Here is a 22817-nt window from a genome sequence, read left to right as displayed (position 1 = left end):
TATGAACCCGGATACGATTACCCGTAATAAACACGATACTAAGATGGACACCTTAGTTGAAAATTGCGAAAAAGAAGCCTTGCACTTAAGTGGCAAGGTTCAGCAATTTGGCGGCGCCTTTTTTATCGATAGTGAATCTCTACAGGTCACCGCGGCTAGCAGTAATTTGGCCAGTCTTATTCACCTCTCGCCCTCTGAGCTGGTGGGCAGGCCGGTAAAATCACTCGACTGGCTACCGTTAAGTATACTTTATAACTTAGGTTCAAAGGCTGGCGACAGAGCTTATGCCTTTAACGAACCCTTCAATGATGATGTACTGAACTTCAGAAGCCATCGTAGTGAAGAAGGGATTTTAATTGAGATAGAATCAAGCATTGCTAATGTCTCCCAGCGTCAGTATTTGCAATTAAGATCGGCCATTCTTCCTACCATCGAACAGCATTGGGAAGATGAGGATTTTTGGGATCAGCTTATCTCAACCCTTGATGAGTTTTTGCCCTGTGAACGTATATTGCTTTATCGCTTTAATGAACTTTGGAGCGGTGAAGTGGTAGCAGAAAAAGTCATTGAAGGGGCGCCAAAGTATATTGGGTTAAAATTTCCTGCATCGGACATACCAGCTATTGCCCGCCAGATGTATTATGAAAATCCGTCGCGATATATTGCTAGCAGTGCTACACCGCCCGCTGACTTTTTGAATCAAGCAGAACAACCGCTAAACTTAACGTATTCGGATTTACGCAGTGTGTCGCCTATTCATGGCGAATATATGCAAAACATGGGCGTGGCTACATCGTTTTCTATTCCTATCATTCAAACTGGTAAGTTGTGGGGCATAGTGTCCTGTCACAACAGCACTGAATCGCACATTGATGCGCAGTTGCGCCATCAAGCGGAAATGCTGGTGAAGTATTTCTCTATGGTGTATTCCACGCACAAATCGAAAAAGCGCCTGCAATTACTCACCTCATTGGATGAGAAGGTTGGGGCTATTACGCATAAGCTTCGCCTGAAAGATGCTGAAGCAACGCAAGATTTTCTAGAAGACGTAAAGCGAGATTTTACCGCATGTGGGTCTGCCATTTTCATTAATGGAAAATGGTTTATTAGTAATGACAATGGCTACGACATTAGCCTACTAAAACGTATCGATAAAGCCTTTCAGTCAGACACTTCTGATGTCATTCTGCACACCCAAGATATTCGCCAGTACTCAGGGTTAGAGGCATTAGGCTCAGAAAATGTGAGAGGCGTGATGCTAATTCGTATGAACTATGAATTGGCCAAAGCGCGATTATATATTTTCAGACAACCGGAAGCGCAAATAACGCACTGGGCTGGCAAACCGGAAAAAGACATTAACGAACAAGGCATGCTATCACCACGTGCGTCATTTGAGCGGTGGAGCGAGGTTGATGGTGAGCAAAGCTTACCGTGGACTAAACGAGATATTTTGTTTTCCAAAAAGCTGCGTGCATCGTTAATTCGAACGCTAACACGTTAGGCATTGTGCCCGACCATCTATCTAGGGCCTCCTGATTGGAGGTTCTTTTTTTTCAGTACAATAATCTGTACATTTTCTAACAAGCATTCATGCAAGTAATCATGCGAGTAATAAAAAATTCGTTTTAATACTTGCTCATATTCGAGGTGAACCGATGGCAAATTCTTCCGTTTCCAAAAACACTACCACGCTATTGTTTGATCACGATGGTACCTTGATTAATTCAGAGCACGTCCACTTCACTCTTTGGCAAGAAATAGTCGCCAGCTACGGGGCTGAATTAACCGACGAGTTTTACTGCAAGGTAATGGCGGGCATACCCGTTAAACAAAATGCCGAAGATGTAGTTAAGCATTTTTCTTTAGATGCAAAGCCCGAATTGCTGGCCAAAAAGAAACACGACAAAATTGAAGAATATCTCTTACAGCAAGCTTTCCCCCTTATGCCCTATGCTGCTGAAACTATCAAAGCGTGTGCAGAAGCAGGGTACACCCTAGGGATAGTGACCGGGGGAAGTACATTATCAGTTGAAAAAACTCTGACTAGTTATGGCCTAGCGCAATACATTTCCTGTGTGGTGGCGGTAGAAGATGTTGCTAATAGCAAACCTGCCCCCGATTGTTACCAACTGGCAATGAAGACGTTGGGTGTATCGCCTGCTGAATGTATTGCCATTGAAGATACGTATACTGGCATGCAGTCAGCGTTGTCTGCTGAATTAGCGTGTGTGGTTGTTCCTACTACTCAATCAGCTACCCATGATTTCACCGAGGCCACCTCTCGTTACGAAAGCTTACAATTATGGGTGGAACAAGAGATCACAGGTCGCTAGTCATAAACACTAGATTTAGCTACTATTTCTATTCTTCACAACGTAGCGTTTAGGTAAGGTCGTGGTGGTATGTATTCATGGTGTTTGGGAAGTGATTAAATCATGAGAAGTGTGGGTCGTTGGATTCTTGGTGTCGTGGTGACTTTATTCGTGGTTACCTTTGTCGTATTGATAGGGGTAAGCGTAGCTGTAGTTCAGCGCTCGCCGTTAGTGGTAGCCAGTGCACCAAACCAATTGGATGGCGCAGATAGCGTTAACGACTTATTGTCTCAGTTACAAAATGCGTTCACCGAGCGTAGTGCTAATCATGTTATTCATCTAACCGAAACCCAGATTGAAAGCTTAGTCGGGGTGTTGCAGCGGGCCGTGCCTAATTTTAGTGGCGTAGTCAACGTAACCGAAGTAGGCAGTACAATTACCTTTACCTTTTCACCCAGTAGCGTTGATTTATATTTCAATGTATCAGCACTGATTTTACCCGGCGATAGCCTGCAAATTGATTATATTAGTGTGGGGGATTTGTCGTTGTCTGGGCCTCTCATGCTCTCGTTTGCTGAAAAGGGTATAAATTATTGGACTAAGTCTGAAATTGCCACTATTGCCCTGACCCGAGTTGAAAAAGTGACCATGCGCCGTGGTGAGGTGTCTTTACATACTGCCCCACTGGCCTCGTTATTAGAAGAGCTTACCGTTGTGTCTAATAATATGGGCGTTGAAGAAGAAACCGAGCTTCAAACCCTTGCCGCTTATTACTTGCGTTATATTTCAGGGCGAGATTTAGCCTTATCAAAGCAGCCAGTGCCTCTTATTGAGTATTTACGGGAAGGCATGGCTCGCGCAAGAGAGCAAAGCAATTCTCCACAAGAGGCAGCACTACATAATAAAGCGGTTATTTTGGCGCTTGCAGCGTATGTGGGGCACTATCGTATTGGTAGCTTAGTGGGTGACTTACAGCCCAACCCAACAAAAGCACTGAAGCCTCGCGCCCCCGCTATTTTATTGGAGCGTAACGATTTGGCCCGGCATTTCATTATTTCCGCTGCCCTTGAATTACTTGCCGAGCAAGATATGTCCTGGGCGATTGGTGAGTTCAAAGAGTTAATGGACAGAGGTGCAGGTGGTTCAGGCTACAGTTTTGTTGATTTAGGTGCCGATATGTCGGGCTCACAATTTGCCCGAGTGGCGACCATGCCTGAGCATGCCGAAAGTACGCAAAACGCGGTGGCACGAATTCAATCTGATAACGACATTGTCCCTGCGATAAAAACCTTCCCTGAAGGGTTGAGTAAGCAAGCATTTACGGAAAAGTATGGGCAAGTAGACAGCGACGCCTATTTAAACGAAGTGGCTGAGATTAAGCGACTAATCAAACAAGTGCCTATGTATCAAAAGGCCCATGCTGAAGGGAACTTAATCAATCAAATTGAAGCGGGCGAGGTAGTGGAACACTAGGCGAGGTAGGGGAACACTAATAGCTTGCGCTAGCTCCCTGAGCCAAAATCTAAACGTGGCCATGCTACCTAAATTGCGAATAAAGGTAGCATGGATTTTTATAGGTTAATGGTATTTGTAGGTTAAAAAGCGCGTCTATTTACTTGCCAAAGACTGCTGAAATTGAGACACCGTGGTAAGTGCCAATTCAATCTTTTTAATCAAAGACGGCAAAGCTGCCTTCGCTTCTTCTTCTGTCATGTCTTTCAATGCTTGCCAATCTACTGCAATCTCTTCCACATAAGGGCCGAAGCGTTTTGCTTGTGTGGTGAACGGGCTATCTTCAGCAAATATGGCGGCGAACTTGCCTTGACTGTCTTTTTGCAAACGATCCAATGCTTGATCTGCATCCACCGCCTTACGATAAAGGGTCTGGATAGTATCTTGAAGTTGTTGGTGAATAGCTTGCATATCTTTTCCTATACAAAGAAGCCTATAAAAGACGTCTCATAAAAAGCGCCTGAAAAAAGCAGTGTAAAATTAGATTAAAGTTTCAGCATCTTTAGCCGATAACTTCGAAGGTGGGCAATTTTGCCTATTTTTTTACTTTGCTTCAAGCAACAAAGGAAAACGGTATGGATCTACAAGGTGCTAGTGCCTCTGGAACGTCCGGTGCGTCACTTGAACTCGCTTCGCTTAAGTTGGCCAAGGGTCAACAAGAGCAAGAAGGAAAAGCGGCGCTTCAGCTTTTAGAAAATTCAGCTGACGTACCAAAATCAACATCTTCTAATCCTGCTGTAGGCGGAAATATAAACACTTTCGCTTAAGGTTTAGGGATGTAAATGTAAGTCGATAGGCGTTTTGCCAGGCTGAGCGCCTATCTCTCTAACGAGTTTAGGCACAAGGAAACCTGGTAGGCGCTTTATCGCTTCTTGCATAATCTGTCTTGCCTTATCATCGCTTACATAGAAGTGACTTGCCCCTTGTACTTTATCGAGTACATGTAAATAGTACGGCAGAACCCCCGCATCAAATAACCGCTCACTTAATTCACACAATGCATCGGCCGAGTCATTCACATCTTTTAGCAACACCGATTGGTTTAACAGGGTAACGCCCTGACTACGCAATTTCTCCAGCCTAGTTTTCAACGCTGTTGATACTTCATTAGCATGATTGACGTGTAACACGAGTATTTTTTGAATAGACAGCTGAGTAAACCAGTCAAAAAAAGCGTTATCGAGGCGCTCGGGCAATACAACCGGTAAACGGGTGTGTATGCGAAGTCTTTTAATATGAGGGATTGCGGCGATTTCTTTTGCCAATGCGGCTAGGTGATCATCTTTTGCCATTAGCGGGTCGCCGCCTGAAAAAATCACTTCGTTAATGGCAGGGTTGCCAGTAATGTAATCTATTGCCTCTTGCCACTGGGCTTTATTCACTGCGTTATCGGCATAAGGGAAGTGCCTGCGAAAACAATAGCGGCAGTTAACGGCGCACCCAGTGCGAACCATGAGTAACACTCGTGAGTCGTACTTGTGTAACAAGCCTTTGCTCGCAGTATCGTGTTCATCTAATGGGTCTTTCGTGTAACCCGGTTCAATACTAAACTCTTCTTTAAGGGGCATCACTTGCAGAAAAAGTGGATCCATTGGGTTTCCTTTTTCCATTAGCGAAGCAAAGTGTCGTGGAACACGCATAGGAAAAAGGCGTCGTGCTTTACTGTCTTGTTCGTAGTCTTTGGTAGGTAAATCTAAAAAAGACAACAGCTTTTCAGGGCTGGTAAAGCTATTAGCTAATTCTTTTTGCCAGTTATGCTCTACAGAAATCGCTTTTTTAGGTATTATTTGTTCCACGAAATTTTTTGTACCTTATGTTTAGACAGAGGAATTATGGCTAATTACAGCACTAACGAGTTCAAAGCCGGCCTGAAAATCATGCTGGACGGTGAACCTTGTAACATTTTAGAAAACGAATACGTGAAGCCGGGCAAGGGTCAGGCATTCAACCGCGTTAAAATTCGTAAACTTATTTCAGGCAAAGTTTTAGAAAAAACTTTCCGCTCTGGTGAGTCAGTAGAAGGCGCAGATGTTTTGGACACTGAGCTTGCATACTTGTACACCGATGGCGAATTCTACCACTTTATGAACAACGAAACATTCGAACAAATCGCTGCCGACGAAAAAGCGGTGGGTGATAGCGTTAAGTGGTTAGTCGAAAACGATGTATGCGTTATTACCTTGTGGAACGGTACGCCAATTACAGTAACGCCACCAAACTTCGTTGAACTTGAAATTACTGAAACTGACCCAGGCCTTAAAGGCGATACTGCGGGTACAGGTGGTAAGCCAGCTACGCTAACAACGGGCGCAGTAGTACGTGTTCCTTTGTTTGTGCAAACAGGCGAAGTGATTAAAGTAGATACTCGCTCTGGTGAGTATGCGTCTCGTGCGCAGAAGTAAAAATAGGTAAAAGTAAGTAAAAAGTAGGTAGAAAAGCTGAAGTTAGCCGATGCTGTATTTGGCATCGGTAACTCGCTTATCGTTACGCATTTTTTCAAGCGTTATTTGCCAGATTAAGCCCAAGAATCTTGAGCTTAGGCTTTGTAAGCATAAGCATCGCAAGCTCGAATCTCGTAAGGTTAAGAGTTGATAATCCCAACGCTTTTTATCGTATTTATCACCACCCTTTTCAATAAGTAAACACACACCTTTTCATGAACGACTGGCAACCTACCTCATCACATGATTCTCGACTTGCGCGAGCCCACTTACTTCGCAGCATAAGACATTTTTTCTATACACGTGATGTGCTAGAAGTAGAAACCCCTTTGTTGTCCACCGGTACGGTAACCGATGAACATCTTGATGCATTTTATACTAGGTTCAATCATTCACATGATGGTAAGCCCGTAGACTTATACCTGCAGACGTCCCCTGAGTTCGCTATGAAACGCCTTTTGTGCGACCAAAGTGGTGCTATTTATCAAGTCTGCAAAGCATTTAGGCATGAAGGGGAAGGGCGCTGGCATAACCCTGAGTTCACTATGCTTGAATGGTATCGTCCTGGATTCGACCATCACGCCTTAATGCAAGAGGTTGATGCATTGTTAATGGAAACTTTAGGGACGGATTCTGGAGAGTTGGTTAGTTATCAAAATGTGTTTAAATCTCGTTTAGAGATTGACCCACTAACCGCTACGGATGAAATGCTTTTGGCTAAAATGGCTGACTGCAATATAAATATTTCAAGCCCGGAACAACTTAATAAAGACAGTAAGCTACAACTGCTTTTTGCAATGGCGATTGAGCCCGTTATAGGCCAAGAACGCCCGTGTTTTGTATTTGGGTTTCCTGCTTCACAAGCATCGCTTGCCCGTATCAATACAGAAGACTCACGCACTGCCGACAGATTTGAAGTGTATTTTAAAGGGGCTGAATTGGCGAACGGATTTCATGAACTCAGCGATGCTTCAGAACAAGAGCAACGTTTCGAGCAAGACAATGAGAAGCGTCGCAATAATGGCCAATCTGTAAAGCCTATAGATACACGATTTCTGTCAGCACTGAAAAGCGGCTTGCCACAGTGCGCAGGTGTAGCGCTAGGTATAGATCGGTTGTTAATGCTTAAAATAGGGGCGTCGCATATTCAAGAGGTGCTCAACTTTCCAGTGAGTAGGGCGTAAGTTTCACTCTTTATGCTATTTTCTACCCAGTGCCTTGCCCCACACTTCAGTCTATTCTCAGCGTTAAGCATGACGGCGACTGTCTCTAATCAAAGTACTACTTTAACCAGTGTCCTCGGTGAATGAAGTTAAATCGTAGACAAGTTGCCATTGACAATAAACGGCTCAACCCACAAAATGTTATAACATCACAAGAATAGCCATGTAAATGGTTAAACAAATAAAGAAATTGTTAGGGAAACCGTTATGAAAATGCGTTCACTGCTAAGTCTTACGATAGCAGGTCTACTCTCGTCTCCATCCTTTGCGACTGTTATCAGCGGTAAAGTTACCGATGTGTCAGGTCAACCCGTTGAAGGTGCCGAGGTTAGCATTGAAGGTACTCGCCGAGTCGTTACCACCGATGAAAACGGTGTGTACCGTTTTAGCGATGTTAAGCAAACTCATGTGCATCTTCACGTATTTTCAAGCCAATATATTCATGGTGACAATGACCTTGGTGAAATCGTCGGTGATAAAACCGTTGATTTTTCACTTACCCCTTCGTCTGTTGAAAATATTGTTGTTACGGCTACCGCATTACAATCTTCAGTACTTGAGTCTGTTACGCCCGTTACTGTTATTGGCGCAGAGCGCCTTAGACGTATTGAAGCGCCGACATTAGGTGAAACGTTAAAGAATACTCCTGGGGTACAAAGCACGTATTTTGGTCCAGTCTCAAGTAGCCCAATTATTCGTGGTAACGATGGCCCACGGGTTAAAATTGTTCAAAATGGATTAGATGTTTCTGATGTATCTCGTGTTGGTCCTGACCACAATGTAACCAGTAACTTGGCAAGTGCCACACAAGTAGAAGTCCTTCGCGGCCCTGCCACTTTGCAATATGGTAGCGGTGCCATTGGCGGTGTGGTTAACATCGTTGATAAGCGTATTGTGCAACACCAAATGGACGGCGTTGAAGGTGAAGCCGAAGTAAGCTACAGCACAGTAGATAACGGTAAATTTGCTCGCGGCGATGTAACTGGTGGCAGCGGTAACTTTGCATGGCATATCGATGGCTATTCTCGTAACACAGATGACACGGATATTCCTGGTTATGCTTCAGTAGAACCTGATGAAGATGAAGCATACGGCGTATTAGAAAGCACCGCGATGGAAACCAGCGATATTACGGCTGGCTTGTCTTACATTGGTGAAGAAGGTTACTTTGGCTTTGCGGTAGAGCAACTTGATAACCGTTATGGCGTGCCTGGTCACAGTCATGAGCATGAAGAAGACCACGATGATGAAGATCATGACGACGAAGATCATGATGAAGAGCTGCACGAAGAAGAAGGCGTATTGATTGACGTAGACATGACTCGTTATCAAGCGGCAGGCGAATGGCATTCACCTATCAGAGGGTTAACCAATGCGAAGTTTGCAGCGGCTTATACCGATTACGAACACGTTGAAATTGAAGATGGCGAGCAAGGCACTATTTTCACTAATAAATCTAGTGATATTCGCGCTTCAATTTCACATGAAGAAGTGGATGGCTGGCATGGTGTGCTAGGTGTCCAGTTCCAACATAGCGACTATGAAGCTGAAGGGGAAGAAGCCTTTACCCCTGCAAATACCTCTTCAAACTATGCGGTCTACCTTGTAGAACAAAAAGTAGTGGGAGACGTGACCTTCGAACTAGGTGGTCGTGTTGAATACACTGAGTACGATGCCGACGACAGTGAGTTATCTCTTGAGGTGACGCATGCTGATGAAGATGAGCACGAAGAAGAAGAGGATCATGAAGAGCATGAAGAACAAGTCACTTCATATAGCTTCAACAAGTATGACTTCACCAGTACGTCTTTATCAGCTGGTTTGAACTGGGAATATGCAGAAGGGCGCTCAATCGCCACTACACTTTCACGTAGTGAGCGTGCGCCTAGCCAACAAGAGTTGTTCTCTGCAGGCCAGCATTTAGCCACACAAAGCTACGAGCTAGGTTTGGTTTTCGATTTAGATGAAGACGGTCATATTGAAGAAGACTTAAAAGACGTAGAAAAAGAAGTTAGCACCAATATCGATGTTACTTTCCGTAAATTCACTGGCGATTGGGGCTATACAGTTTCATTGTTCTATAACCAAGCGGATGATTATATTTATCAAACAAATACTGGGTTATTGGCAATAACCGAAGAGCACGAAGATCATGAGGAAGAAGAAGAGGAAGGCCATGAAGAAGAAGGCACACCTATCTATTACTTCCAACAAGCCGATGCGGATATTTGGGGCTTAGAAGCCGAAGCCTACTACGATGTAAATGCGCAAGTACGTGTTACTGTGTTTAGTGATTATATTAACGCAGAAATAGAAGACGACAACTTGCCTCGTACTCCACCTATGCGATTTGGTGGTAACATTAGTTACGTCAATAACGGTGTAAGTGCTGATGTAGGCGTAACTTGGTATGATGACCAAGACGACGTTGCGTCTTACGAAACACAAACCGATGGTTACACCTTGTTAGATGCCAGTGTTCAGTACGAATTTGGCGGCCAAGGCGTTGAGTGGATTGTTTATGCAAAAGGAAACAATCTAACAGATGAAGAAGCTCGCGTTCATACATCATTTTTGAAAGATCAAGCGCCACTACCTGGCCGTAACCTTACGCTAGGAGTACGTGCGCTGTTCTAATATCGCAGCGAAAACGGGGTGCGCTTGGTAGACGTAAAAGCAGCAAATTGCTTATTAGAAAATACGGCAAAAAGCTCGGTAAAAAATACGGCAAAAAGCTCAGTAAAAAGCACAGTAAAAGACAGTTGGTTAGCTACCTTAGCTAACCAACAAAGTAAGCATATTGTGCTAGGTTACGGCAGTTTACTAAGTCGAGATTCCAGGGAGCGTCACTCCGGTATTTATACTCAAGGTTTACCCGTGCGTGTTTCAGGTTTTAAACGCGCATGGGTTACTCGTAGTCTGCAAGAAAAACAAACCTATGTAGGCGCCGTTGCCGACAAAACATCTCAATTAAATGCACAGCTTATTCCCGCTGAGGTAAACCCTTCATTGCGTGCGCGAGAAAAGAATTATCGATTTGTGGAAGTGCCAGTTAGTGCAATTGAACATGTAAGCTCCTCCTTGTGTAATCAATCCTCTTTCACCCCTGCGCTTCGCGAGGCGTTAAGCCAACACCAGCTTTGGTTGTGCGAAACCTTACTTTGTCATCATGCCAGTACCGACTTCCCAGTTTCACAATCTTATATCGACACCTGTCTTGTGGGCTGTTTAGAGCATGGTGGGGTAAGTGAAGCTAACGCTTTTATTGAGCATACTCATGGCTGGGAACACCCTAGAATTAACGACAGAGCAAACCCGATTTACCCAAGAGCTGCCGCTATTTCAAAGCAACATTTAGCGCAGATAGATACGCTGTTAAATAAGGCAAAGCAATCCACTCAAAGGCATACTCATTCATGTTGTTACTAACTGAAAGGTTGGCATTAAGCCCGCTAACACAAGCCGATAAACTGTGGATTGTGGAAATGCACCAAGACCCGCTATGGAAGCAGTTCATTGGTAATCGTGGTGTGGCAAGTGTTGAAGATGCTGCTGATTATATTGACCGGGTTAATGCGCAAATTAACGAGTGGGGATACGGCTTACTGGCAATAAGAAATAAGAAAACCAACGCGCCTTATGGTGTGTGTGGGCTGATTAATCGCTATGTTTTCAAGTGCCCTGATTTAGGTTTTGCGCTGCTACCGAATGCCCGTAGACAGGGGATAGCGTTAGAAGCCGCTAAAGCGGTTATTGATTGGGTAGAGATGGAAGAAGATATACATTTCATTACCGCTTCTACCCACCCCAATAACACGCGCTCTCAACATCTGTTACACCAGCTAGGGTTTGAAAAACGTGGCCCTTACTTTATTGATAAGTCCACACCGGTTCAAACCCTGTTCTGGCGAAACAGTGATTACGCTAGCCGTTAGAACGGCGGAAGTACGGTAACCTTTTTAATGATAATAGGCTCAATGGGGACATTGTTGGTGTTAAGCACTAAAGAGTATTCGGTCTCTACTTCAGACATCGCATCGACAATATCTTCACCTTCTACAATCATGCCAAAAACCGCATAGCCCCAGTCTCGACCGGGGTTTAATGTTTCGTTGTCATTCACGTTGAAGAAAAACTGACGATTTGCGGTATGTGGATCATCTTGCCGAGCCATAGCGATGGTGTGCAAATCGTTGGTAAGCCCATTGCCCGACTCGTTAAATATTTCTGGATAATTAGACTTACCCTCAAAATCGGTGGTATAGCCTCCGCCTTGCACCACAAACCCTGGCACAATGCGATGGAAAATAGTGTTTTCATAACTGCGCTTGTCTACATAACGCAAAAAGTTATTCACAGTAATCGGCGCACGTCGGCGGTCTAATTCAACCACAATATCGCCCATAGAGGTTTCAATTTTTACTCTAGGGTAATAGTTATCAGGCTGAATTTGTGAGCCATCGTCTTTTTTAGCCGCCAATGCATTAGGGCTAATTGCTGCAGACGTAAAAACGAGAGCTGAGAAAAGTAAGGCCGTTATAAGCGGTTTTAACATGTGCATTCCTTATCGTTTAGCGGTACCCAAAATAACAAATTTTTTGTCGCTTGCCAGCACGTCTGAACCACCAAACATGCGTTTAAGTTTAACGTGATGTTCAAGGTGTCTGTTTCCAACCACCACCAACTGCCCACCTTTTACCAAGGCGTGTTTTGAGTCGTTAAACATTTGCCAGGCAATATGGTCGGTAATGGCATTTTGTTGATGGAAAGGCGGGTTACACAATATCTTGGTTACCCAAGGTGATTGTTGCTTTTCTAGCAAGCTTTCAAGGCAGTTACTGGCAATAAACTCACATTGATCAATTTTGTCTGGGAAATTCTCAAGTACATTTAATCGTGCACTTTCCACAGCCATAAAAGACTCATCAATGAATATTACCTTGCAGTCGCCGGCCAAGGCTAAGGCGTTTACGCCTAACACGCCATTGCCGCAGCCTAAATCGACCACGGTTTCATTAGCGCTTACCGTCATGTGCTCAAGCATAAGACGGGCACCAATATCTAACGACTGGCGAGAAAATACATTTGCGTGGTTTTTTAGTACGAAGGTTTGGCCTGTGGCGCCCTTGCATTCCCATGTTTCAGGGTAAGGCGAGGGGATAGGAGCAATACTTTCATCAAGAGTACTAAAAACCAATCGCGACTTCTTCTTTGCCAAGGAGGTTTTAGCTGGGCCAATGATTTTCTCGAATAAGGCAGATACCGACTTGGTCACAGCTTTTATTTTACCCGCCGCCACAATATGCGTACCAGGCGCTGCATATCGCTTAATATCGATAAGCTGTTGTTCAAGTAAAGCCAGCGTGCGCGGCACTTTCAGCATAATTACGCTTGGGGCACGCTCAGGCGTGAAAGTAAGGCTTTTAACACTGGTTAAACTTGTCACGGGTGACGTTAGCGCGCCTTCCTCATTCATAACCGGTTTTAAATGGTTACGCCTTAGGTTTTCTTGTAATGATCGCACGCTAATATACGAATCTGAAATCCAAATAGGATTATACTGCGTAAACCAACAGCCAAGGGTACCAAAGTCGTCATTAAAAATGAGGATGGGACCCAAGGTAGATGACGCATCGAGGTGTGCTTCAACATGCTCAATAAGCAATTCATCGGCACTGTCCCACGCTTGTAGGCTTTTGTGCTGATGTTTTTCAGGGTAGCGTATTAAGGTAAACTGGCGCTCTGCCATTGAAAATTCTGTATTCATTATTTTCTTGTCTAAAGTTATCGGGGGGTTATGCAATTACCACTTTTTACTGACGCAAAAGCAGCGAAAAACTCACCCATTACGCTACCGTTGCCAGAAGCTGAGGTGCGCTATTATCCGCAATGGCTTAGCTCAGAGCAAGCGAATGACTATCAAGGTGTGTTTGAAAGCACATTGCCATGGCGACAAGACACTATCCGCATGTATGGAAAGCGCCTAGACGTGCCTAGATTACAGGCTTGGCATGGTGATCCAGAGTGCTTTTATAAATATTCGGGTATTAAGCTTGCACCACAACCTTGGACTCAAGAGCTGGCAGCTATTCGGGATAAATGTATCGAGGTTTGTCATATTCCTTTTAACAGTGTGCTGGCAAACTGGTATCGACATGGTCAAGACAGCATGAGTATGCATGCTGATGATGAGCCAGAACTTGGGCCAAACCCGGTGGTGGCGTCGGTAACTTTTGGCGAATCTCGGCCTTTTGTGTTCAAACACAAAGAAACCGGCGCGCGTTATACCCAAATATTAGAGCACGGTAGTCTGTTGGTTATGGGTGAAACCACTCAATCGCATTATCTACACGGTATTGCTAAGACGACTAAACATATCGGTGGTAGAATTAACCTTACTTTCCGGCATTTAATTTCAACCAAGTAGTTTTCATATGAATGTTAAAGAATTTATTGAATCGACCATTACCAGCGCACTTTCACCTGTTTTATTAAAGGTAGAAGACGAGAGCTTCATGCACAATGTACCTGACGGTGCACAAAGTCATTTCAAAGTAACCGTGGTGACTGAGGCCTTTGAAGGCAAACGTTTAATTGCTCGTCATCGTGAAATTAATACGTTGGTCGATGAAGCCTTGAAAGGGCCTGTACATGCGCTAGCATTACACACTTATACCCCAACAGAGTGGGTAGCACGAGGTGGCGAAGCACTAACATCTCCAGCGTGTTTAGGTGGCAGCAAGTCTTAACGCGTATTTATTCGTTTCATTCCTTAATTAAGTATTCATTTTAATTTTCTATAGCCCCAATAGGAGCGCTACGTAACATGGAAGTAAGAAGTTCGGTCAACGCGTATTTGCAAATAGTAAAAACACCCACGGTGCAGGTGGTGTTATTAGGTGGTGGCTTTTTGCTGCTAATGCTATTTGCCACCATGGAAGTCTTAGCGCCTTTCGACCAAGCCGTCATTGAAATGTTGGTGTGGGACGATATGCCGGGAGTGGTTCAACGCTTCTTTGAAAATTTCACCGCACTTGGCAGTAATGAAGTACTTATCTTTTTTTCACTTGCCGTTGCCGGTTGGTTGAAATTGACCGGGCATCCTAAAAAAGCATTTACGCTACTAATAGCGGTAGCAGCAGGTTTGGTCATTACCTTTGTCCTTAAAGCCGGTATAGACCGCCCTAGACCGCCGCTGTCTGGCCATCAAGTTACCGTATTAACACAAAGCTTTCCCTCTGCACATGCCATGATGTCTACCCTTGTTTACTTCTGTATTGCTAGGCTGTTTTGCTTTTCTATCACAAAAGTTAAATTAAAAGTTTGGGTATATTCTCTGACTACACTATTGGTATTTATGATTGGCCTGAGTCGAGTGCAATTAGGCGTGCATTGGCCGACCGACGTAATAGCAGGATGGTTAGGAGGGGGGGCGATAGCCGCATTTAGTTTCTATGTGATCAAATGGCAAAGGAATCTGCGCATTCGTTCTGAGCATTCGAAATAACGCCTAGCTTTCTCTTGCTAGCTTTTCAATGTTGGCCTTTTCATTAATCTTATGAAATTAGCCTTATGAAATTAGTCTGCTCAAGTAAACGGCTTCAATGATGACGAACCTCAAAAGTACAGGCAGTAACGAAAGCGCAGCTAGCACAGCCAACACAGCCAGTATAGAAAGCGAAGCCCGATCAGCGGTTAGCCGTGTGCTAACCGCTGATCTCTACCGCATGCAGTGTTTGACTGCGCTCAAAGCGCTAAACCTGCCCCAAGGGTATTTAGCGGCGGGATTTCTACGTAATGCCATATGGGATGAGCTCCATGGCTATAAGAAAGCTACGGCGTTAAACGATATCGATGTTATTTACTTCAACCCATCAGATACCTCAAAAGACACCGAGCTCAATATAGAAAAAGCGTTAACTTCGCAAGTGCCATCAGCCCACTGGCAAGTGAAGAATCAGGCGCGTATGCATCTGAACCATGGTCATAACGCTTATAGAGATTGCGAAGAGGCCATTAGTTATTGGGTGGAAAAAGAAACCTGTGTCGCCATCAGGCTTTGCCCAAAAGAGGGGAGTGATAAGTTTGATATGCTTGCGCCCTATGGGCTTTCAAGTAATTTTGCCGGTAGGATTTCAATAAACCCTCGCCACCCTAGAGATGACGTGTTTACCCAACGAGTGAAAACGAAAAATTGGCTGGTAACGTGGCCGCAACTTACTTTAGGTTCAGCGTTGGTTCGCTCTATTTGATATTTCAACAACGGTAGCGGCTATGTCGGTAAGTTTTTTATGCTCATTCATGGCCTGCTTTTGTAGCTTTCGATATGCATCATTTTCATTTAATTGAAATTGCTGCATAAGAATGAGTTTAGCTCTATCTACTAACTTGTGTTCGGTAATAGCGCGTTTCGCTTCTTCTAACTCACGACTCATGTCTTCAATATACTGGGCTTGCCCTCGCAACAAATCGTAAAATGAGCGATGCGCAGACAGGGTTTGTGTCTGCTCACTAATATCTGCGTTGTTACCCGAGCCAGTTATATCAGGCTGTAGCAGCCCAAGATCACTGTCTTCCACCAAACCAGGCATGCTAGGGTCAAACAGCATAGTAAGGGGTGAACCATCTTGCGCATGTTCATCGGTAAAGCTTTCAATCAACCGTTGATGGTTTTTCATTTCATGATGCGCGTTACTGACTTTAGTTTGCGCTTCTTTAGTTAAGCTGTCGGTCAGTTTATTTTCAATTTCTTGCATGGCATCAATACGCCGCGTGGCCACATCGAACCACACTTCACTAATTTCAGCCGCAATCGGGCTGCCATCAGCAAGTTGTGCAATCATTTTGCGCAATTGATTAATATCGTGTGCAGCAGGGCTGCCATCTAAAAGCTCGTAAGCGTCTTTATGACAAGAACGGGCGAATTCATTAAACACGGTAAAGTGATGCTGCTGGGCGTGTTGAAGGGCGCTGAGTTTATCGCATAATCGCTTATCAAAGTGCGTTTCTGCAAAGCCAATAGCGCCCCATGCGCGTTCTTGCCCCGCATATTCTTTACCCTGCATAAAGTTGAAAAGTGCAACTAAAAGGCGGGTTATCACTGGGTCGCTCGCAATGTCAGCGGCTTCAAAAATAACAGTCAGTAGCCCAGCGACTAAGCGGCAATAGGCGCGAGTGGAATCTAGCGGGGACAGGGTTAAATTTTTCGCTTGTTCACGAAGTACTGGCAGGTAATCAATGCCTTGCAGCGCTAAGGTAATGCTGCTTAACAAACGAGGGTTAGCGGTGTCATGGCTATCGGTTAAATACAGTGACTTGAGTTGACTGCGTAACATCGATTCTGCTTCACAGCTTGCTTCAATATGAGTGGCGCGCTGCCCTGCAAACCTATCACCTTTAGACGCTAAATAAATGTTGGTGGCACCACGTTCGCGCTGCAGAGCATGCACCATATTACGAACCGAAATAACAATACGGCAGTTGCTGGATAGCTGCTCAAGCACCGTAATCTCGGCGCGTTTGGCGGCGAGCAAGAAGCGCTTAGTGGCATCGCTATAATGCGTAGGGGACGTTATTTCATGGTCTGTTTGCATGATACGTTATGGATTTAGCGGACTAATTGAATAGTTTATAAAAGCAATGCCTATGCCTTAACGTACCTTTCTTGAATGGGTTTGCTTAAGTGTCTGTTTTTAATGAGATATTTGTTGAAGTGGAATTTAAGGGAGATGGGTTTTTGAGCCAACACCTGTAACCAGTACTACGTGTGATACGTTTTATGCTCGATAACGGTGCAAGTTAAGATAATCTTAGCCTTGCACCTCGCTTAATATTTGTTATTACGCGCTTACTAGGCTCTTACTACGCGCAGAAACCAGCCGACAAAAATAGAAATAAGCAGCCCGAAGAAAGACATCAACGCAGTAATCATCAGTAATTTACCGGAAAAGTCAGGATCTTCACCCGTCTCAGTCATTAGCATGCCGGATGCTTTGAAGATAAATAAAGCGGCAATAGAAAATAGCAAAATGACAGCGGTGGACATTAACGTAGATTTCCAAAAGGTTTTTGGAAATGCCCAATGAATAGCGCCAGCCACCAGCACGCATAAAATAGTGAGTAAATAAGGGACCACTTCCACTCCTTATCGGTTGGTCAAAATACACCTCGCCGCAAAAAGTGTCAGCGACGTAGTTTAAAAAATCAGTGAGAATACAATTGAGAGCGTCAATGACAATAAACGACGCATCAATTGCTAGATAAAAACTAAGCTTGCTACGATGCCATGGAAAGCCAGTCTTGTCAGCTTAAAATCCTCTGTACGATTAACATTCTATTAAAAGATTTTAAGCATTAATGGTGGTAGAATCGCACCAAAATTTGTGCAAGACAGTGATTTATAGCATCCACAGCTATACTGACAACGCACGATCCTAAAACCTCTAAACTCCTGAGAAAACATGTTTGATTTAATTACTAATCGAGATAGTAATGTAAAAAATGACGTGCTTTCTGGTATTACCGTTGCACTAGCACTGGTACCAGAAGCGGTTGCTTTTGCATTTGTTGCTGGTGTTGAGCCCATGATTGGGTTGTATGCCGCATTTATGATGGGACTTATCACGTCAGCCATTGGCGGGCGTCCAGGAATGATTTCTGGTGCGACAGGTGCTATGGCCGTGGTCATGGTGGCACTAGTGGCACAGCATGGCGTTCAATATCTGTTTGCCGCCGTTATATTAGCCGGCTTACTGCAAATACTCTGTGGGGTATTTAAGCTTGGTAAGTTCATACGATTGGTGCCATACCCAGTAATGCTAGGGTTTGTGAATGGTTTAGCCATTGTTATTTTCCTTGCCCAATTAGGTCAATTCAAAGTAGTGAATGCCCTAGGTCAGTTGGAGTGGATGCAAGGGTCTATGTTGTATTGGATGCTTGGGCTCGTCGCGCTTACCATGGCGATTATTTACTTACTGCCTAAGCTTACTACCGCAGTGCCCGCCTCGTTAGTGGCTATTGTTACGGTAACTGCCATGGTACATGGGCTTGATTTAGAAGCGCGTACCGTTATCGATTTCGTGCGTGATTTACTGCCTGAAGCACAAAAAGCGAGCGCTACCCTAGCGGGTGAACTACCCACTTTTGCTATCCCGATGGTACCGTTTACTTGGGAAACGGTGATGATTGTTCTGCCTACTTCAATCATTTTATGTTTGGTTGGCTTGATTGAGTCACTCCTTACATTATCGCTTATTGATGAAATGACAGACACCCGCGGCCGTGGCAACAAAGAATGTGTTGGTCAGGGCGTTGCGAATACAGTGAATGGCTTCTTTGGCGGTATGGGCGGTTGTGCCATGATTGGTCAGAGTATGATTAACATTAACTCTGGTGGTCGTGGACGTTTATCTGGTATTACAGCGGCATTGGTATTGCTTGCCTTTATCCTTTTTGCAGCACCATTAATTGAAATGATTCCGCTAGCGGCATTGGTTGGCGTAATGTTTGTTGTGGTTATTGCTACCTTTGAATGGGCATCGTTCCGCATTATCCGTGGTGTAAATAAAGAAGATGCTTTTGTCCTATTCTTAGTTACCGCGGTTACGGTCATTGCCGACCTTGCGATTGCGGTTGTGGTGGGTGTTATCGTTTCTGCCTTGGTATTTGCGTGGAAGCACGCTCGCCATATTGAAGTTAAGAGTCATATCGATAGCGACGATTGGAAAGTGTATGACTTAGAAGGGCCTTTGTTCTTCGGTTCAGTTAGTCACTTCAAAGACTTGTTTGATATTGCCAATGACCCTGAGCATGTGGTTATCGACTTTAAAGAATCGAGAATTTGGGATTCTTCAGGTATTGATGCCTTAGACACGTTAGCTGACAAATATGAACAGCAAGGTAAGAAGCTGCATATTCGCCATATCAGTGATGAGTGTCGCAACTTACTGCGTAAAGCAGACAAGTTTGTAGAAATTAACGTGAATGAAGATCCACGTTATCGCGTTGCTACCGATAAACTTGCTTAACCGCTGTTGGTTATCGCCTTGGTGTTACTACTAAGGCGAATTACTAATACTAGAAAGTAAAATAGACCACTTAAGTGCACCAAATGAAATCGCAAATGCTTTTGTTTGGTGCAAATTAGGGTGGTTCGAAAAGCCTAGTTTTTGAATAAATCTATATAAAACAGGCTTGTAATGACATGGCACTAATATTGGATATACTTAATTGTGTGAAATACTGTGTGTGTATGTTTAGAGCAACCTAGCTCATAAAAATTTGATAGCTACGATCACTCGTAGCGCTTGATAGGCAACGAAGCCCGCAACAACGAAAGTTGATGCGGGCTTTTTTTTGTCCCGAATAAAGGGGAGAGACCATGACATCTTTGGCATCTAAAACGCGAATTCTCGTCGTTGGTAACGGAATGGTAGGGCACCATTTTGTTGAACAGCTTCATCAAAGCAGCGATAACGTTGATATCACCGTACTGTGTGGTGAGTCGAGACTGGCCTACGATAGAGTACATTTGTCCTCTTACTTTAGTGGTGCTAGCGCAGATGATTTAGCGCTGACAACCGCTGATGTATATCGTGAGTGGGGCGTTAATGTGGTAACCAACGCCATAGTGACTGACTTGCTGCGCGACGAAAAAAAGGCGTTAACAGAAGATGGCCAGGTGTTTCCCTATGATAAGTTGGTTCTTGCCACGGGGTCTTACCCGTTTGTTCCGCCTATTCCAGGAAACGATCAAGAACACTGCTTAGTGTATCGCACTATTGATGACCTGATTGCGATTGAAAACTCTGCCCGCGAAAGCAAAGTGGGTGTGGTAGTGGGTGGCGGATTATTGGGGCTTGAAGCGGCAAACGCATTAAAAGAAGCCGGCCTTGAAACCCATGTGGTGGAATTTGCGCCACAGCTTATGGCAGTGCAGTTAGACGAAACCGGCGGTGACGTACTTCGCAGTAAAATTGAATCCTTAGGGGTAACCGTACATACCCAGAAAGCGACACAGGTTATTGAAGCCGGTGAGCAATCACGTTATCGCATGGTATTTGCCGACGGTACTTTTCTTGAAACGGATATGGTGCTGTTTTCAGCAGGTATTCGCCCATCAGATCAACTCGCCAGAAAATCCATGCTAGCCCTAGGGGAGCGTGGCGGTATTGTCGTTGATGACAACTGCTTAACCTCAGATCCTGACATTTTCGCCGTGGGCGAATGTGCGCTGTGGCAAAACCGCATATTTGGTTTGGTTGCGCCTGGCTACACGATGGCTCGCGCAGCAGTAAGCTCGCTAACAGGTGGTGATACTGTATTCACCGGCGCCGACATGAGTACTAAACTCAAGTTGATGGGCGTGGAAGTGGGCTCTATAGGCGATGCGCACGAGCGTACCACTGGCGCACAAAGCTACACCTACTTTAATCAGCCTGAAGGCGTGTACAAAAAGTTGGTAGTAGATGAAAGCCAACAAAAAGTGTTAGGTGCCGTGTTAGTGGGTGATACCAGCGATTACGATACCTTGTTGCAATATGCCTTAAACGGCATTGATTTACCGGAAAATCCTGAAACGCTTATTTTGCCTAGTGCTGGTGCTGCGCCAGCGTTAGGTGCAGATGCACTGCCAGATACCGCAACAATATGTTCATGTCATAACGTGGCCAAAAGCGACATTGTCTCGGCTATCGACGAAGGCTGTTGCAGCCTTGGTGATGTTAAAAGTTGCACGAAAGCCAGTACCGGCTGTGGCGGGTGTACCGCATTGTTGAAAAACGTGGTTGATAGCGAGCTTGAAAAACGGGGTGTTGAAGTCTCGAAAGCCATTTGTGAGCATTTCAATCATACCCGCCAAGAACTATTTCACATTGTAAAAGTGAACGGCATTACCTCTTTTGACGAGTTGCTCGAAAAGCATGGTACGGGTCTTGGCTGTGAAATATGTAAGCCAGCAGCAGGCTCTATTTTAGCCTCTGTGTACAACGATTACGTACTTAAACAAGAGCATTTACCTCTGCAAGATACCAACGATATTTACCTTGGTAACATGCAAAAAGACGGCACTTATTCTGTAGTTCCTCGTGTGGCGGGGGGAGAAATTACCCCAGAGAAGCTTATTTTGTTAGGCGAAGTTGCCAAGAAATATAGCTTGTATACCAAAATAACCGGCGGTCAGCGTATTGATTTATTTGGCGCGCGGGTCGATCAACTGCCTGATATTTGGGAGGCTCTCGTTAAAGGCGGCTTTGAAACCGGCCATGCATACGCTAAAGCCCTTCGTACGGTGAAATCTTGTGTAGGTAGCACGTGGTGTCGTTACGGGGTGCAAGATTCGGTAAAAACCGCAATCGATTTAGAGAACCGTTACAAAGGCCTACGGGCACCGCACAAAATTAAATTCGGCGTTTCCGGCTGTACCCGAGAATGTGCAGAAGCACAAAGTAAAGATATTGGTGTTATTGCTACCGAAAATGGCTGGAACTTATACGTGTGCGGAAACGGCGGTATGAAACCTCGTCATGCCGATTTATTCGCTACCGATTTAGATACAGAAACGCTGGTTAAATACATCGACCGTGTATTGATGTTCTATGTACGCACTGCCGATAGGCTTCAACGTACATCGGTGTGGATGGACAACTTAGAAGGGGGGTTAGCTTACCTTCAGGATGTTGTTATGAATGACTCGCTCAACATAAACGCAGACTTAGAAGCCCAAATGGAAACCGTGGTTGGTGCTTATCAATGTGAGTGGAAAACTACCCTTGAAAGCGAAGCATCCCGCAAACGTTTCCGTCAATTCGTTAACACAGATGGCACAGATACAAACATACAATTTGTATCTGAACGAGGCCAAGTTAGACCTGCCACTGAAATGGAAAAGTCTAAAGGTGCCGACAATCTCATTGCGGTTGACGTAATTTAAAAAGGAACAAACTGATGACAGCAAATACAGATGTGGCGCCCCTTTGGCATGACGTGTGTGGCATTGACGACGTGGTAACAAATAGCGGTGTTTGTGCACTTATCGAAGGTCAGCAGGTGGCGTTGTTTAGTGTAATAAAAGGTGGCGAGCAGTTTCTTTACGCCATTAGCAACTGGGATCCCATCGGCAAAGCAAACGTGCTATATCGTGGCCTTATAGGCTCTATAGCGGATGATATTGTGGTGGCATCGCCTCTTTATAAAGAGCATTACGTGTTGGCCACAGGTAAGTGTATTGAACGTGATGACGTAAGCGTAATGGCGTACGACGTGAAAGTGGAAGGTGAGCGAATACTCGTTGCTGTTTAACCCATTTTTATCCGTTGTCTTTGTTTACT

General features: G+C 44.6%; 22 protein-coding genes. 16 read left to right on the top strand and 6 right to left on the bottom strand.

Going from position 1 to position 22817, the window contains the following annotated elements:
* Window position 1: 1 nt before the first annotated feature.
* The 3 genes from J8L84_RS06350 (at window position 2) to J8L84_RS06340 (ending at window position 3788) form a co-directional block, all read left to right on the top strand.
* Entirely contained in the window at window positions 2-1504 is a 1503-nt protein-coding gene (locus tag J8L84_RS06350) for a GAF domain-containing protein (RefSeq protein ID WP_211069943.1), read from the top strand.
* 154 nt (window positions 1505-1658) lie between these two features.
* A complete protein-coding gene (locus tag J8L84_RS06345; RefSeq protein WP_211069942.1) occupies window positions 1659-2336 on the top strand; it encodes an HAD family phosphatase in 678 nt (225 codons plus the stop codon).
* A 102-nt stretch (window positions 2337-2438) separates the two neighbouring features.
* Window positions 2439-3788, top strand: coding sequence for a hypothetical protein (locus tag J8L84_RS06340; protein ID WP_211069941.1), 1350 nt, complete (start codon window positions 2439-2441; stop codon window positions 3786-3788).
* A 135-nt stretch (window positions 3789-3923) separates the two neighbouring features.
* Here the strand turns inward: J8L84_RS06340 and J8L84_RS06335 are convergent, their stop codons facing one another.
* Window positions 3924-4238 carry a hypothetical protein gene (locus J8L84_RS06335; RefSeq protein ID WP_211069940.1) on the bottom strand — a complete coding sequence of 105 codons (315 nt, stop codon included), beginning with the start codon at window positions 4236-4238 and terminating at the stop codon, window positions 3924-3926.
* 164 nt (window positions 4239-4402) lie between these two features.
* Here J8L84_RS06335 and J8L84_RS06330 point away from each other — a divergent pair, with 164 nt between their 5' ends.
* Window positions 4403-4594 carry a hypothetical protein gene (locus J8L84_RS06330; RefSeq protein ID WP_057793966.1) on the top strand — a complete coding sequence of 64 codons (192 nt, stop codon included), beginning with the start codon at window positions 4403-4405 and terminating at the stop codon, window positions 4592-4594.
* Between the two features lie 3 nt (window positions 4595-4597).
* On the opposite strand, the gene epmB is transcribed toward J8L84_RS06330, so the two are convergent.
* Complete coding sequence (gene epmB / locus J8L84_RS06325) at window positions 4598-5623, bottom strand: EF-P beta-lysylation protein EpmB (RefSeq protein WP_211069939.1); 1026 nt, start codon at window positions 5621-5623, stop codon at window positions 4598-4600.
* Window positions 5624-5659: 36 nt separating this feature from the next.
* Here epmB and efp point away from each other — a divergent pair, with 36 nt between their 5' ends.
* From efp to J8L84_RS06300, 5 genes are all read left to right on the top strand, one after another.
* The gene (gene efp, locus J8L84_RS06320) at window positions 5660-6229 is read left to right on the top strand and encodes an elongation factor P (RefSeq protein ID WP_013785484.1); all 570 of its coding nucleotides are present in this window, start codon (window positions 5660-5662) and stop codon (window positions 6227-6229) included.
* Window positions 6230-6483: 254 nt separating this feature from the next.
* Window positions 6484-7452: an elongation factor P--(R)-beta-lysine ligase gene (gene epmA / locus J8L84_RS06315; protein ID WP_211069938.1), complete on the top strand. Its 969-nt coding sequence runs from the start codon at window positions 6484-6486 to the stop codon at window positions 7450-7452.
* Between the two features lie 246 nt (window positions 7453-7698).
* Window positions 7699-10128, top strand: a complete 2430-nt coding sequence (locus J8L84_RS06310; protein ID WP_211069937.1) for a TonB-dependent receptor — start codon at window positions 7699-7701, stop codon at window positions 10126-10128.
* Between the two features lie 18 nt (window positions 10129-10146).
* Window positions 10147-10920 carry a gamma-glutamylcyclotransferase family protein gene (locus J8L84_RS06305; RefSeq protein ID WP_211069936.1) on the top strand — a complete coding sequence of 258 codons (774 nt, stop codon included), beginning with the start codon at window positions 10147-10149 and terminating at the stop codon, window positions 10918-10920.
* Window positions 10908-11426 (top strand): GNAT family N-acetyltransferase, encoded by a 519-nt coding sequence (locus J8L84_RS06300; RefSeq protein WP_211069935.1) that lies wholly within the window; start codon window positions 10908-10910, stop codon window positions 11424-11426. Before J8L84_RS06305 ends, J8L84_RS06300 begins: the two co-directional genes overlap by 13 nt.
* Here the strand turns inward: J8L84_RS06300 and J8L84_RS06295 are convergent.
* Together J8L84_RS06295 and J8L84_RS06290 are read right to left on the bottom strand one after the other, a co-directional pair.
* Window positions 11423-12046: a peptidylprolyl isomerase gene (locus tag J8L84_RS06295; RefSeq protein ID WP_211069934.1), complete on the bottom strand. Its 624-nt coding sequence runs from the start codon at window positions 12044-12046 to the stop codon at window positions 11423-11425. The genes J8L84_RS06300 and J8L84_RS06295 overlap by 4 nt on opposite strands.
* 9 nt (window positions 12047-12055) lie before the next feature.
* Window positions 12056-13258, bottom strand: a complete 1203-nt coding sequence (locus J8L84_RS06290; RefSeq protein WP_211069933.1) for a methyltransferase — start codon at window positions 13256-13258, stop codon at window positions 12056-12058.
* Between the two features lie 30 nt (window positions 13259-13288).
* Here J8L84_RS06290 and J8L84_RS06285 point away from each other — a divergent pair, with 30 nt between their 5' ends.
* The 4 genes from J8L84_RS06285 to J8L84_RS06270 all read left to right on the top strand — a co-directional run bounded on the left by J8L84_RS06285 (window position 13289) and on the right by J8L84_RS06270 (window position 15743).
* The gene (locus J8L84_RS06285; RefSeq protein WP_211069932.1) at window positions 13289-13918 is read left to right on the top strand and encodes an alpha-ketoglutarate-dependent dioxygenase AlkB; all 630 of its coding nucleotides are present in this window, start codon (window positions 13289-13291) and stop codon (window positions 13916-13918) included.
* Between the two features lie 7 nt (window positions 13919-13925).
* Window positions 13926-14240 (top strand): BolA/IbaG family iron-sulfur metabolism protein, encoded by a 315-nt coding sequence (locus J8L84_RS06280; protein ID WP_211069931.1) that lies wholly within the window; start codon window positions 13926-13928, stop codon window positions 14238-14240.
* Between the two features lie 77 nt (window positions 14241-14317).
* Window positions 14318-14998, top strand: a complete 681-nt coding sequence (locus J8L84_RS06275; RefSeq protein WP_211069930.1) for a phosphatase PAP2 family protein — start codon at window positions 14318-14320, stop codon at window positions 14996-14998.
* Between the two features lie 97 nt (window positions 14999-15095).
* Window positions 15096-15743, top strand: a complete 648-nt coding sequence (locus J8L84_RS06270) for a nucleotidyltransferase family protein (protein ID WP_247670592.1) — start codon at window positions 15096-15098, stop codon at window positions 15741-15743.
* Here the strand turns inward: J8L84_RS06270 and J8L84_RS06265 are convergent.
* A complete protein-coding gene (locus J8L84_RS06265; protein WP_211069929.1) occupies window positions 15720-17084 on the bottom strand; it encodes a nitrate regulatory protein in 1365 nt (454 codons plus the stop codon). The genes J8L84_RS06270 and J8L84_RS06265 overlap by 24 nt on opposite strands.
* A gap of 257 nt (window positions 17085-17341) precedes the next feature.
* Window positions 17342-17626, bottom strand: coding sequence for a hypothetical protein (locus J8L84_RS06260; RefSeq protein ID WP_057793943.1), 285 nt, complete (start codon window positions 17624-17626; stop codon window positions 17342-17344).
* A 325-nt stretch (window positions 17627-17951) separates the two neighbouring features.
* On the opposite strand from J8L84_RS06260, the gene J8L84_RS06255 reads away from it, so the two are divergent.
* The 3 genes from J8L84_RS06255 to nirD all read left to right on the top strand — a co-directional run bounded on the left by J8L84_RS06255 (window position 17952) and on the right by nirD (window position 22788).
* On the top strand, window positions 17952-19517 hold the full coding sequence (locus J8L84_RS06255) for a SulP family inorganic anion transporter (protein ID WP_211069928.1): 1566 nt from the start codon (window positions 17952-17954) through the stop codon (window positions 19515-19517).
* A 353-nt stretch (window positions 19518-19870) separates the two neighbouring features.
* A complete protein-coding gene (nirB, locus tag J8L84_RS06250) occupies window positions 19871-22420 on the top strand; it encodes a nitrite reductase large subunit NirB (protein ID WP_211069927.1) in 2550 nt (849 codons plus the stop codon).
* Window positions 22421-22434: 14 nt separating this feature from the next.
* Window positions 22435-22788, top strand: a complete 354-nt coding sequence (gene nirD / locus J8L84_RS06245; protein WP_211069926.1) for a nitrite reductase small subunit NirD — start codon at window positions 22435-22437, stop codon at window positions 22786-22788.
* Window positions 22789-22817: the final 29 nt, after the last annotated feature.

Origin of the sequence: Alteromonas sp. MMG017 (assembly GCF_018100795.1) — a bacterium.
In the GTDB taxonomy this organism is placed as follows: domain Bacteria; phylum Pseudomonadota; class Gammaproteobacteria; order Enterobacterales; family Alteromonadaceae; genus Alteromonas.
This window is presented reverse-complemented; position numbering and strand designations above follow the sequence as displayed.